This window comes from Micropruina sp., from assembly GCF_027492755.1.
Classification (GTDB): Bacteria; Actinomycetota; Actinomycetes; order Propionibacteriales; family Propionibacteriaceae; genus Micropruina.
In genome coordinates, this window is the sequence record NZ_JAPUED010000177.1 from 1 (window position 1) to 12,424 (window position 12,424).

The window sequence follows — 12,424 nt, forward strand, 5'->3', positions numbered from 1 at the left end:
TCAGCTCACTTGGCTGCTTGGGCGGCCCACCAGGGCTTCTGGGTGTCGACCAGGGCCATGAAGCGCTCGAAGCGCTCCTGCATCAGCTTGGTGCCGTCCGCGGTGGGTTCGACCGTGGTGGTCGTGGTGCCCATCGCCTCGGACGCCTCGGTCAGGGTGGCGAACCGGCCGATGCCGACGGCGGCGACCATGGCCACGCCGAGGGCGCCGCCCTCGCCGCCGACCGGGATCTGGATCGGCTTGCCCATGGTGTCGGCGAACAGCTGCGGCCAGATGTCCGATTGGGTGACGCCGCCGACGACCCGGATGTCCTCCACCGAGAACGCCTCGACCAGCGGATCGCAGTGGATCCGGTGGTTGAAGGCGATGCCCTCGTAGATGCCGCGCAGCAGGTGTCCGCGCTTGTGCCAGGCCCGCAGCCCCGACACCGAAGCCGAGGCGTCGATACCCATCGGGTTGCCGTAGAGGAAGGGCAGGAAGGTGACCGGGTCGTCCAGGCCGACCTCGCCGACCTCGCGGTCGATGAAGCCGTACGGGTTCAGCCCGGCCCGGCGGGCGGCGTCCATCTCGGCGGCGCACAGCGTGGTGACGAACCACTCCAGGTTCGCCGAACTGGCCGGCGAGATGGACATGTTCATCCAGGTGTCGTGCTCGACGAACGCGCGGCAGAACCAGCTGTCGCCGGTCACCGGGCGGTCCGAGATGACCTCGTTGATGCTCCAGGTGCCCGCCATCACGGCCAGCTGCCCGGACTTCACCGCGCCCGCGCCGATCGCGCCGGCGTCCACGTCGTGCATGCCGGCGATCACCGGCAGGCCCTCGGGCAGACCGGTCGCCAGGTGCGCCAACCGGGACACCCCGCCGACGATGTCACCGGGTGCCGAGATCGGCGGTGCCTTCTGCTCCAGTTCCTCCAGGCCGTACAGCGAGAACGCCTCCGAGGAGTACTGCTGGGTGTGCACGTCGGTGAAGGCGGTGCTCGCCTCGGTCAAGTCGGTGCCGAACGAGCCGGTCAGCATGCCGCGCAGGAAGTCCTTCGCCGAGAGGAACCAGCGAGCCTTCTCCAGCGACTCGGGCTCGTTCTCCTTCAGCCAGGCCAGCACCACGCCCGGAGAGGCCGGGCCGACCCGCTGACCGGTGACCCGGAGCAGGTCGTCGCCGACCGATTCGTTGAGCCGGGCGGCGGTCTGGATGGCGCGCGAGTCGAGCGACAGGATGCCGGGGCGCACCTGGTCGCCGTTGTCGTCGATCAGCCAGGCGCCGTCGCCGTGGCAGCCGATGCCGATCACCGCGAGGCTCTCGCCGGCGGCGTCCACCTGCTCGACCAGGTTGCGCAGCATCCTGCTGAAGAGTTCCCAGAAGTCGCGGCCGTCGCGCTCGACCCAGTACGGCTTCGGCATGTCCTGGATGGACGCCTCGCGCGCCTGGAAGCGGGGCTTTCCTGTGTCGTCGAACGCGACGACCTTCATACCGGTGAGGCCGAGGTCAACCCCGACGATCAGGCCCTGTCCGCTCATGCTGTCTCCTTCTGCGGGATGAAACGGGTGAGGTAGTGGTGGTAGGCGGCGATCTCGGCGTCCCGGCGGTCATCGGACCACTCCAGGACGCGGGCGCAGATCGCGGCGACCGGTTCGACCACCCGCTGTCCCAAATCGTTCTCCAGCCCGATCATGGTGCGCCGGGCGATCACGTCGGCGAGCCGGTGGGCCTCTTCGTGGGTGATCGCCCACTCGACCTCGCCCACCGTCAGGCCGAACTCCTCGTCGATCACCTCACGGCGTTCGTCCGAGCTGGTGACGAAGGCCACCACGTCCGGAGCGATGCTGCCGTACTGGCCGACGAACCGGTCGACGGTGACGTTCGGCAGACCCGAGTCGGCGATCCTGGCGCGGATCTTCGCGGCGTCCGGCTGGCCGCCGCCGGGCAGCGGCAGCTTGTGCGTGACGCTCTTCCGCTTCAGCCCGAACCGCTTCATCAGCAGGTCGCCGAAGTCCTCGCCGACCTGGCGGAAGGTGGTCAGCTTGCCGCCGACCAGGGTGTACAGGCCGTCCGAGCCGGGCAGTTGCCGGATGTCGTGCCGACGGGTGATGTCGGCCACGTTGTTGGCGTCCACGTAGGGCAGCGGACGCACCCCGGTATAGGAGTAATGCACGTCGTCGACGGTCAGATTCGCGCCCGGCAGCACCTTGTTGGTCTCGTGCAGGATGTATTCGTACTCGTCCGGGGTTGCGGAGGCCATGTCGAGGTCGTCCTCGAACCTGATGTCGGTGCTGCCCAGCAGATAGCGGCCCATCCACGGGATGACCATCATCGGACGGGCGTCCTCGGACTCGTAGTAGAAGGCGTCCCTCGGAGCCCCGGGGAACGGGTCGACCACCAGGTGGGTGCCCTTGGTGCCGCCGTTCATCCGGGGCAGCCTCAGCTCCTCGGCGTTGCTCCAGACGTCGTCGATCCACGGACCGGCCGCGTTCACCACGGCGGACGCGGGCACGGTGTGGTCGCCGCCGCCGATCTCGTCGTGGAAATCGACCGAGACGACCTTGCCGTTGCTGACGTTGAGCTTGGTGACCCGGCAGTGGGTGAGCACCTGCGCGCCGGCCCGCATGGCGGCCTCGGTGATCTCCCAGCTGAGCCGCTCGGCGTAGTTCACCTGGGCGTCGGAGTAGATCGCGCCGCCGGTCAGCCCCTCGGGATTGAGCCCGGGCTCGCGCTGCAACAGCTTGTCGCGGCTGAACATCGAGAACCGCTGCAGCGACTTGTCGAAGCTCAGCGCCTCGTAGGCGACCATGCCCAGGCCGAGGATCGCCGGCGAGTGCGCATTCTCCTTGTAGAAGGGGATGATGAAGCGCAGTTCCTTGACCAGGTGCGGCGCCGCCTGCAGCAACCATTCCCGCTCGCGCAGCGACTCGCGGACCAGCGGGACGTCGTACTTCTCCAGGTATTTCAGGCCGCCGTGGATCATCTTGCTCGACCACGACGACGTACCCGAACCGATGTCGCCCTTCTCGAGCACCAGCACCCGCAGGCCGCGCAGGGCGGCCTCCCAGGCGATGCCGGCACCGTTGACGCCGCCACCGACGATGACCACGTCGAAACCGGCTCGGGTCTGTTCGATGCGTTCCGCACGGCGTTGCGTGGGACTCTGACTCACAGCTGCCTCCTTGCAGGTGTTCAGGGTGCCCCGAACCCTAGGTGCGGGGCGAAGCTATGGCAACAACCGTAGTGCTCGCTGTGGACGGCAGCGGGAGTCAGTCTCGTCGCTCGAGGATGTCGGCCATGGTGTCGACCACCTTGCCGGCATAGCTACGCCCGTCGGGCAGCTTCGACTCGTAGTCGAAGTAGTGCTCCTTGATGTTGTGGTTGTACGGGCCGAGTTCGATCATGGTGATCTTGCCGTCGCGCAGCGCCTCGTTCCACGGGGACGCCTTCGCGATCGGCCAGCGTCCGGCGAACAACAGCTTGCCCGAGGCCTGCAGGAAGTCCTTGGTGCCGTACAGGTGCCAGACGTGTTCGATCCGGGCCAGCGCGATGTCATCGGAGAGCATGCCGCCCAGTGACAGCAGCGAGGTGCGCAGCCCCATGGCGTGCAGGTACCAGGTGGCGCCCAGCGCGATCTGGCCACCGCCGCTCCAGCCCAGCAGCACCACCTCGTCCGCCCGTCCGGGCCGGTGGCCGTGCCGCACCAGAGAGCGGTGGATCTCGCCGGCGGTGCCCATGTTGTAGGTGGGTCCGTAGCGCCGGTCGGCGCAGACGAAGAGCTGCAGCAGGTTGCGAATGTTGATCAGCACCGCCAGCGCGGCGTTCGGGTTCTTCATCCGCACCTGATCGAGCCAGCGCCACAGCCGTCCCAGCAACCGCTCGGCAGTGAGGCCGCGGTTGTCCACCGCATAAGGGAAGACGTCGTCGATGAGGGTGTAGCCGGGCAGCCGGTTGCGCAGATCCTCGACGAACGGAACCTCCTCCTCGGGGACGTCCTTGGCCGCGATCGCTCCGATGCCGGACAGGTAGACCAGGAACTTGCGAGGTTGTTCGTCGTCGACCTCGGGTTCGGCCGCGGTGTGGATGGCCGCGGTCAGTTCGCGGTCGGTCTCGGGTTCCTCCACCTCTCTGGTTGCCCACCAGTGCAGCGACTCCAGGGGTGCCAGCACCATCGCCGCCACCATGAGCGCGAGAATCAGGACGAGGACGTCGCCGATGATCATGCCGACACCTCCGAAGCGATCATCGGGCGTCCGTTCAGCACGTCGGAGCCGGAGACCCGGATCGGCCGGCCGGTCATCCGGTAGAACCAAAGGGCGAGCGCGCGTGAGATCCACGGTGCGCACACGGTCGACAGCACCTGCATGACCAGCCAGGACGCCGCCACCATCGCCAATGCCGTCCAGCGTCCGACTCCGAAGGTGCCGGCGGTGACCGCCCAGAGCACGATGGCGCTCCATGCGGACAGTAGCCGGTTGATCGCGGTGCCCATGTAGGGGATGAGCACCAGGAACCCCCAGACCTGCGGCGCGGTGGCGACCAGAACGCCCGCGAGCACGACGGGGTAGGAGATCTGCTGGCCGCTGATCAGCGAGCCGAGCGCCCACAGCACCACCGATTCGACAGCATGCAGCACGACCAGCCAGAACGCGCTCAGCAGCAACCCGGCGGCGAACCACCAGCCGGAGATCCGGTTGACCAACAGGACGACGGCGTGCCCGATCATCACCGAGAGGGCGGCCAGCAGCGCGACGCCGACGGCGACCCAAATGGCGAAAGGGCTCTCCTTCACCCAGGTCAGTGCGGCCGGATCGAGCCGGTAGGCCCGTCCGATCAGTTCGAACACACCGGACAGGTATCGCCAGAACTGGTCCATCCGCGCGCTCCTCGTGCCTGGGCGGGGTCGCCCCTGGCGAGCAGACTAGTGCGCGAACGCCTCCGGCCGGGGCCGATCCACATCAGCCAGGTGATCGAGTCCGATGTCGAGGACGCGGGCGCTGTGGGTCAGCCAGCCGACGCTGATCAGATCGACCCCGGCCTCGGCGATCGGCACCGCGATGTCGGGGGTGATCCGGCCCGAGGCTTCCGTCACCATCCGGCCGTCGACCATGGTCACCGCCTCGCGCAACACGTCCGGGGTCATGTTGTCGAGCAGCACGACGTCGGCGCCGACCTCGAGCAGTTCGGCCAGCATCTCCAGCGAGTCGACCTCGACCTCGATCTTCACCAGGTGGCCGACGTGTGCCCGGGCCGCTTCGACCGCGGCCCGGACGCCACCGGCGACCGCGATGTGGTTGTCCTTGATCAGTACCGCGTCGTCGAGCCCGAAGCGGTGGTTCGACCCGCCGCCACAGACCACGGCGTACTTCTGCAGGGCACGCAGTCCCGGGATCGTCTTGCGGGTGTCGGCCACGGTCGTCCGGGTGTGTGCGATGGCGTCGGCGATGGTGGCGGTGCCGGTGGCCACGCCAGACAGGTGCCCGAGGAAGTTCAGCGCCACCCGCTCACCGGTCAGCAGGCCGCGGGCCGGACCGTGCACGGTGGCGATGACGCTGCCGGGCTGCAGCCGCGACCCGTCGGCCAGGTGCACGTCACACTCGATCCGGGGGTCGACCAACTCCCAGGCGAGCTGGGCCAGTGGCAGCCCGGCGAGCACGCCGCGGTCACGGGCGACCAGCTGCACGGTGGCGGTGGCGTCCGGGCCGATGATGCTGTCGGTGGTCAGGTCGCCGGCCCGGCCCAGGTCTTCGGCCAGGGCCGCGCGGACGATCGGCTCGATCAGCAGTCGGGGCAGGTTCCTCATGCGGCGATGCCTTCCACGTCGTCGAGGGTGATCAGGGTGTGCCGGGGCTCGGCGACCTGCGGGAAGTCGGTGCGGGTGTGGGCGCCGCGCGACTCGGTGCGCCGCAGCGCGGCGTGTGCCACCAGGTAGCCGACCAGGCCGGTGTCGTCGTCCAGGTGCGGCTGCAGGTCACGCAGCGCGCGGCGCAGCCCGGCCTCGTCGCGCAGCACGCCGGCACCGGCGGTGACGATACGACGCACCTGCTGGTGGAGTTGTCGTCGATCGGGCGCGTCGAGACGTGCGCCGTATTCAGCGTTGGTGATCGCCGCGACCGGGTTTTCGACAAGCTCGGCCGGCGGAAGGCCGGTGGGGGACTGGCCGCTCGCGTCGCGCAGTCGCCGGGCGACGCGGCGTCCGCAGACCACCGCTTCGAGCAGCGAATTGGACGCCAGCCGGTTCGCCCCGTGCAGCCCGGTCGAGGCCACCTCGCCGGCCGCGAACAGGCCGGGCACGGTGCTCTGGCCGTCGGCGTCCACCAGGACGCCGCCCATGTGGTAGTGCGCGGCGGGACGGATCGGCAGCAGGTCCCGGGTCGGGTCGAGACCGGCGGTCACGGCGGTGGCGTGGATGGAGGGGAACAACTCGGCGAAGCGGGGTCCCGGCGTCGTGCGGGCGTCCAGGAAGACCCGGTGCCCGGCCTGCAACTGCGCCCATTCGGCGCGCGACACCACGTCGCGGGCCGACAGCGGATCGGCCAGCACCCATTCGCCGCGTTCGTTGACGATGATCGCACCCTCGCCGCGGACCGCCTCGCTGACCAGCGGCATCGGGTCGATCGCGACGTCCAGGGCGGTCGGATGGAACTGCACCATCTCGACGTCGCGCAGCGCGGCACCGGCCCGGAAGGCCAGCGCCAGCCCTTGCCCGCGCGAGCTCAGCGGGTTGGTGGTGTGGCTGAACAGCCCGCCGATACCGCCGGTGGCCAGCACCACCGCCGGTGTGCGCAGCACCACCGGGCCGTCGGGGGTGTCCGCCTCGACGCCGGTGACCCGGCCGCCCTCGACCACGATCCGGCGGGCCGGCGTGTGCTCCCACAGGGTCACCGAATCCAGCCGGAGGGCGGCGTCCACCACGGTGCGCAGCAGTTCGGCGCCGGTGCCGTCACCTCCGGCGTGGACGATGCGGCGACGTCCGTGGGCGCCCTCCAGGCCCAGCCGGAGCGTCCCGTCGGGGTTGCGGTCCCAGCGCGTGCCCTGGCTGGTCAGCCACTCGATGGCCTCCGGTGCCGCGGCGGTGATCGAAGCCACCACCGCCTCGTCGCACAGTCCGGCGCCGGCGGCCAGCGTGTCGGCGGCATGGTCGGCGGGGGAGTCGTCCGGGCCGACCGCGGCGGCCACACCGCCCTGTGCCCAGCCGGTCGAGGTGCCGGTGCTGAGCGCGCCTGCCGACAACACGACGCAGCGGGCCGGGGCCAGTTCGATGGCGCAAGTCAGCCCGGCCAGGCCGGCGCCGACGATCACCGGGCCGTCGACGACGACCTCACGGCGGCTCACTTCGCCCCCACCGCCAGCATCCGCTCCACCGCCGCACGCGCCCGGTCGGCGACGGCGGCGTCGATGGTGACCTCGTGGGTCATCGTCTCCAGCGCGTGCCGGATCGAGGCCATCGTGTTCCGCTTCATGTGCGGGCACATATTGCACGGCCGGACGAACTCGACCTCGGGGTACTCCTGCGCGACGTTGTCGCTCATCGAGCATTCGGTGATCAGCGCCACCCGCTTCGGACGCCGATCCGCCACGAAGCCGATCATCTGCGCGGTCGAACCGGCGTAGTCGGCCTCGTCGACCACCTCGGGCGGGCACTCCGGGTGCGCCAGCACGGTCACGTCGCCGTCGTAGTCGGCGCGGATCTGCCGGATGTCGGCCGGGGTGAACCGCTCGTGGACCTCGCAGGCGCCCGGGTGGGTGATCACCTTCACCCCGGTCTGCCGGGCCACGTTCGCGGCCAGGAACTGGTCGGGGATCATGATCACCTCGGGCACGCCCAGGCTCTCGATCACCCGCACCGCGTTGCCCGAGGTGCAGCAGATGTCGCTCTCGGCCTTCACCGCGGCCGAGGTGTTCACGTAGGTGACCACCGGGACGCCGGGGTGCTGCCGACGCAGTTCGCGGACGTCTTCGGCGGTGATCGACTCGGCCAGCGAGCAGCCCGAGCGCAGATCGGGGATCAGCACCGTCTTGGACGGGTTGAGCAGCTTGGCCGTCTCGGCCATGAAATGGACGCCGGCCAGCACGATCACGTCGGCCTCGACCTCGGTGGCCTCGCGGGCCAGCGCGAGCGAGTCGCCGACGATGTCGGAGACCCCGTGGAAGATCTCCGGACGCATGTAGTTGTGGGCCAGGATCACCGCGTTGCGCTCGCGCTTGAGGCGCAGGATCGCGTCCACGTCGTCGGCCATGGTGGCCCACTCGACGGCGGGAACAACATGGTCGACCTTGCGGAACAGTTGGTCGGCGGTGATCAGGGTGGTGGTGCTCATCGAGGCTCCTCCTCATCGGCTGCCCGCTTATGCTACATCTGAGCAAAAGGGGGTGCAATTCGGGGTGCCGACACGATCGTCGTCCCGGGCTCCGGGCCGCGCCGTCCCGGGTTCCGACCCGCGTCATCCCTGGCTCCGGGCCGCGCCACCCCGGGTCCGTCATCCCGGGCTCCGACCCGGGATCTCGGTCCGCTCGGATGCGCCGTCCGGGGATCCCGGCGTTCGCCGGGATGACGGAGCCGGAACCTCGCCGAGATGCGAGCCGCCGCAGCTCCCGCTCAGCGGGAGCGGGGGGCGGGGAGCTTGGTGCCGGCGGCTTGGCGCTCCTGCAGCACCTCGCGGCGGAAGCGGTAGAGCCGGGCCGGACGTCCGCCGGTGCCGGCGCGGCCGCCGGTCTCCTCGACCAGCTGCTGCTGCTCCACCAGCCGGCGGAAGTTCTGGGTGTGCACCACCCGGCCGGCCAGTGCCTCGACGCAGGCCTGCAACTGGCCCAGGGTGAACTGCGACGGCATCAGTTCGAAGACCACCGGGCGGTACTGGATGGTGGCCCGCAGCCGGGCGACGCCGGTGGCGACGATCCGGCGGTGGTCGCCGTCCAGCCGCTCACCGGGAACCAGATCGTCGCGGCGCCACTGGGCCGGTGACTCGGCCACCAGCCCGGCCTCGTACAGCACCTCGTAGCGCTGCAGGGCGAGATCGGGGTGCCAGGGGCGTCCGTCGAGGCCGAAGGTGATGGCGCAACGCTGCTTGCGGGCGCGATCGCCGGTCTTGGCCCAGTCGCGCAGGGCGGGCGCGACGACCTCGTGGAGCAGGGCGTCGTCGGTGCGCCGATCCTCCCAGGGGAACAGCCCGTACCAGCGTCGCCACTGCCCGGAGCGGGCTCGCAACCCGCGGACCAGGCCCAAGTAGGACACCGAGATGGTGCGCCGTCCGCCGCCCTCGCGGTCGCGGTCGGCGAAGGTGTAGAGCTGCTCGAGGTAGCCGATCCTCAGCCCGGTCTGCTCCTCGACCCAGGCCCGGACGGCGGTCTGCAGCGAGCGGTGGCCGGGTAGCACCGGACCGGCCGGCAGTCGTGGCGCGTCGGGCAGTGTCAGCACGCACGGCTCGCCGTCGACGAGCGCCACGATCACGGCCAGCACCTCGGCCGTGATCGGCTCGCTGGTCATCGGCACTCCTGGTCGGACGGGGTCCGAGAAGGATACCGGGCTGGCCCGACATCGGGCGGGAGCGCGGTGACAGCCAGCTGCGACGGCCCCGTCGACAATGCCACGAACCGTAACTTGACTAGGGATTGCACCGGGAAAGTCACCCCTGGGGGTGACCGCTTTCCGGGCGGATCTGTGCCCCGCCTAGGTCGATCCTGTGAGTTCCCCAAGGTCTCCGGAGTTTTCCTTGGTTACCCCCTGCGCCGCGTCTACAGTCGCATCCAATGAGCCTGGGAAGTGACTCCACGAAGAGCCGGCAGCAGGGTGGCAGGCCGGCCGCGTCCCGCAGCGATGCACCCCCTGTCCTTCCCGGGCTCGCCAACGTTCAGGCGAGCCCCAGGTACTCCTCCAGGGTCTGATTGCTGTTCGCCCCGAAGTCCTTCGCACGGGCACCGATGTAGCGGTAGTGCCAGGGCTCGAACGCGTAGCCGGTGATCTTCTCCTTGCCGTTGGGGTAGCGCAGGATGAAGCCGTAGCGCCAGGCGTTCGCCCACAGCCATTTGCCGGTCTTGGTGTTCCGGACGCCGACGCCCCAGGTCACCCCGTCCCACAGGTCGACGGCCAGCCCGGTCTGATGCTCGCTGCGTCCGGGTGCCGCGTTGTAACGGCGGGCCAGCGACTCGCTGCCGTACTCGCGGATCTTGCTGGCCAGGATCTGCGCCTGCAAGGAGTAGCTGCGATAGCCGCTGCGCACGACGATCCGGACGCCCTGGGCGCGCGCCGCGGCGACCATCCGGGCGAGGGCCTGCTGGGTTTCGCGGGTCAATCCGTAGGGCGAGGTCACACTGCTGCGCCGGTAGCCGGCGTTGATCGGGTGCTTCTTGGACACCACCGGAATGCCGTCGACCGTGAATGCCCGCGAGCGTTGCGCCGCCTTCCGGGTGTCGGTCGGAGCTGTGGTCGCGGTCCGGGTCGGCGACACGGACGGCGTGGTGGAGGTGGTCGCGCTGTGCGAGGGCGTGCCGGACGGGGTGGCCGGGCTGGTCGGGGCCGTCGACGACGCGGGGGTCGGGCCGCTGCTGACGGCCGGCTGAGCGACCGCGCAGCCGGTGAGTGCGGCGGCTGCGAGCGCGGCGAGGCAGACGCGGAGGCGTCGTCGATGGGTGACGGGCGGAAGCACGGCGTCACGATAGTCCGCGGTTCCGCAGCCGGCGGGGGTGTTCGTTCGTTCTGACCCGGCCCGGCGGCTCAGTCGGTGGTGCGTAGCCGTCCGGTCCAGCCGCGGATCATGGCCAGATCGGCCACCGTCTTGAGAATCATCAGGAGCGCGACCAGCAACGTACCGGTGCTGAGCGAGTATCCGAAGGACGCCAACCAGGCTCGCACCCCGTCGACGGCCGCCGACCACGGCGCCCGGGGCAGGCCGCCGCCGAACGGGAAGGCGATGAAAAAGCCCAGCAGGGTGGCGACGTGCAGCACGATCAGCCGCGGATAGGGCGACCAGAATGCTTGCTCGGCGTTCACCTGGCGGCGCCGTCCGCCCAGGAACCAGTCCCGGACCAGATCGACGACGTAGCGCAGCGCGATCAGCAGCGCCGGCATGCCGAGCGCCCAGAAGCTCCACTCGACCCCTGCCCCGATCGCCAGGATGGTCACGAAGACGAGATGGACGAACGAGAAGATCCCGTAGTGGACGAGGAAGAAGCCGACCCGGCCCCAGGCGGGGAACCTGAGTATCGAATCGGGCCGGGGTTGTCCGTCCACGGCGCCTTCGGCGGTGGCGATCCGCACCGCGGTGGTCACCCCGAGGACCGCGTTCTCGATCCAGAACACCAGAAAGACGTTGCCCGCCGGCCAGTCCCAGACGATGACGCCGGCCAGCACGAACAGATTGGTCGCCAGCACCCAGCCGATGTCGAGAAGTCGGTAGCGGGAGGTCATGCGGAAACGGTAGAGCGCGGTGGGTCAGGCCGAGCCCAGGCCAGCCGGAGGTCAAGGACGTACTGACCCATCGCTGATCGAGCTTGTCGAGATCCCTTCCTCCGGGTTTCGACAAGCTCAACCAACGGTGGTCGCGTTGGTCAGTGTTCCTCAACGGGTCAGCCGGGCCTGCTCCTCGGTGAGGTTGACCTCGGCCCGGGCGGCCCAGAGCCGGCGTCCGGTCTCGGTGGAGTACAGCGGACGCCGCGCCAGCAGCCCGCGCACCACGGCCAGCCGGCCCTGCCGGAACTGGTCGTCGTCGTAGCGGGCGTACTCCTCGCGCACGTCCCGCAGGTAGACGTGGTAGCGGCCGCGCAGCTGGCCGAGGATGGACAGGTCGGCGTCCACCAGCAGAGCCGCGTCGACGTCGTCCGGATCGGGGTCGTGGGCGATCGTGACGCGCACCAGCCGGCCCACCTCAGCGGCCTCGGCCGGCCCGACCAGCGGGATCAGCGACTCCTCGGCCAGTTCTGCCGAGGCCTCCTCGTCGCGTTGCGGTTCGCCCTGGTGCACCGCGTCGTGGAACCAGGCGGCCAGGGCCACCGGTCGCGGCACAGGAGTGTCGGCGGCCAGCTGATCCAGTGCGGCCAGGCATTGCGCCAGGTGCCGGACGTCGTGGTAGCGCCGGTGCGGCTCCGACCAGCGCGCGAGCAGATCGTCGGCCAGCGCCGGGGCGTTGGGCAGCAGTGCCTGCCAGGACGCCTGGGCTGAGGCGAGTGCGACGGGTCGCTTCGGCGTCCGCTCGCGTGGCCGGACGCGCAACCCGGCATCCACCAGGCGGCGCAGCAGTTCACCGGACGGCACCTGCAGCGCACCGGCGTCGATCAGATCCGGATAGCGCGCCACCGGGACGTCGTAGTGGTCGTGGTCGAACGCCCGGGCCGGGATGCCGGCGGCCTGTGCGAAGGCGTGCAGCTCGTCCAGCGAGGAGTCGGACACCAGGTGGCCGAACTCGGTGCCGTGGGCCGGCCACCGGGGCGGATCGAGCAGGATGGCCAC

12 protein-coding genes are annotated in these 12,424 nt (G+C 70.0%); 1 reads left to right on the forward strand and 11 read right to left on the reverse strand.

What is annotated here, in order from left to right; translation table 11 throughout:
- Window positions 1-5: 5 nt before the first annotated feature.
- The 9 genes from Q0066_RS12220 to Q0066_RS12260 all read right to left on the reverse strand — a co-directional run bounded on the left by Q0066_RS12220 (window position 6) and on the right by Q0066_RS12260 (window position 10,334).
- Complete coding sequence (locus Q0066_RS12220) at window positions 6-1,517, reverse strand: FGGY-family carbohydrate kinase (RefSeq protein WP_298133264.1); 1,512 nt, start codon at window positions 1,515-1,517, stop codon at window positions 6-8.
- Window positions 1,514-3,151: a glycerol-3-phosphate dehydrogenase/oxidase gene (locus Q0066_RS12225; RefSeq protein WP_298133266.1), complete on the reverse strand. Its 1,638-nt coding sequence runs from the start codon at window positions 3,149-3,151 to the stop codon at window positions 1,514-1,516. Before Q0066_RS12225 ends, Q0066_RS12220 begins: the two co-directional genes overlap by 4 nt.
- Window positions 3,152-3,248: 97 nt before the next feature.
- Window positions 3,249-4,202 carry a hypothetical protein gene (locus Q0066_RS12230; RefSeq protein WP_298133268.1) on the reverse strand — a complete coding sequence of 318 codons (954 nt, stop codon included), beginning with the start codon at window positions 4,200-4,202 and terminating at the stop codon, window positions 3,249-3,251.
- On the reverse strand, window positions 4,199-4,855 hold the full coding sequence (locus Q0066_RS12235; RefSeq protein ID WP_298133270.1) for a hypothetical protein: 657 nt from the start codon (window positions 4,853-4,855) through the stop codon (window positions 4,199-4,201). The genes Q0066_RS12230 and Q0066_RS12235 overlap by 4 nt, the downstream gene beginning before the upstream one ends.
- Before the next feature lie 45 nt (window positions 4,856-4,900).
- Window positions 4,901-5,782, reverse strand: coding sequence for a carboxylating nicotinate-nucleotide diphosphorylase (gene nadC / locus Q0066_RS12240; protein ID WP_298133272.1), 882 nt, complete (start codon window positions 5,780-5,782; stop codon window positions 4,901-4,903).
- Window positions 5,779-7,314: an L-aspartate oxidase gene (locus Q0066_RS12245; protein ID WP_298133274.1), complete on the reverse strand. Its 1,536-nt coding sequence runs from the start codon at window positions 7,312-7,314 to the stop codon at window positions 5,779-5,781. Before Q0066_RS12245 ends, nadC begins: the two co-directional genes overlap by 4 nt.
- Window positions 7,311-8,300: a quinolinate synthase NadA gene (nadA, locus tag Q0066_RS12250; RefSeq protein ID WP_298133276.1), complete on the reverse strand. Its 990-nt coding sequence runs from the start codon at window positions 8,298-8,300 to the stop codon at window positions 7,311-7,313. Before nadA ends, Q0066_RS12245 begins: the two co-directional genes overlap by 4 nt.
- A gap of 278 nt (window positions 8,301-8,578) precedes the next feature.
- Entirely contained in the window at window positions 8,579-9,466 is an 888-nt protein-coding gene (locus Q0066_RS12255) for a hypothetical protein (protein ID WP_298133277.1), read from the reverse strand.
- Between the two features lie 364 nt (window positions 9,467-9,830).
- Window positions 9,831-10,334 carry a M15 family metallopeptidase gene (locus tag Q0066_RS12260; protein WP_298133279.1) on the reverse strand — a complete coding sequence of 168 codons (504 nt, stop codon included), beginning with the start codon at window positions 10,332-10,334 and terminating at the stop codon, window positions 9,831-9,833.
- A gap of 7 nt (window positions 10,335-10,341) precedes the next feature.
- Between Q0066_RS12260 and Q0066_RS12265 the strand changes: the two genes are divergently transcribed.
- Window positions 10,342-10,539 carry a hypothetical protein gene (locus tag Q0066_RS12265; protein ID WP_298133281.1) on the forward strand — a complete coding sequence of 66 codons (198 nt, stop codon included), beginning with the start codon at window positions 10,342-10,344 and terminating at the stop codon, window positions 10,537-10,539.
- A gap of 154 nt (window positions 10,540-10,693) precedes the next feature.
- Here Q0066_RS12265 and Q0066_RS12270 read toward each other — a convergent pair whose 3' ends face one another.
- Together Q0066_RS12270 and Q0066_RS12275 are read right to left on the reverse strand one after the other, a co-directional pair.
- The gene (locus Q0066_RS12270; RefSeq protein ID WP_298133283.1) at window positions 10,694-11,386 is read right to left on the reverse strand and encodes a DUF6498-containing protein; all 693 of its coding nucleotides are present in this window, start codon (window positions 11,384-11,386) and stop codon (window positions 10,694-10,696) included.
- A 150-nt stretch (window positions 11,387-11,536) separates the two neighbouring features.
- The gene (locus Q0066_RS12275) at window positions 11,537-12,424 is read right to left on the reverse strand and encodes a DUF4031 domain-containing protein (protein ID WP_298133285.1); all 888 of its coding nucleotides are present in this window, start codon (window positions 12,422-12,424) and stop codon (window positions 11,537-11,539) included.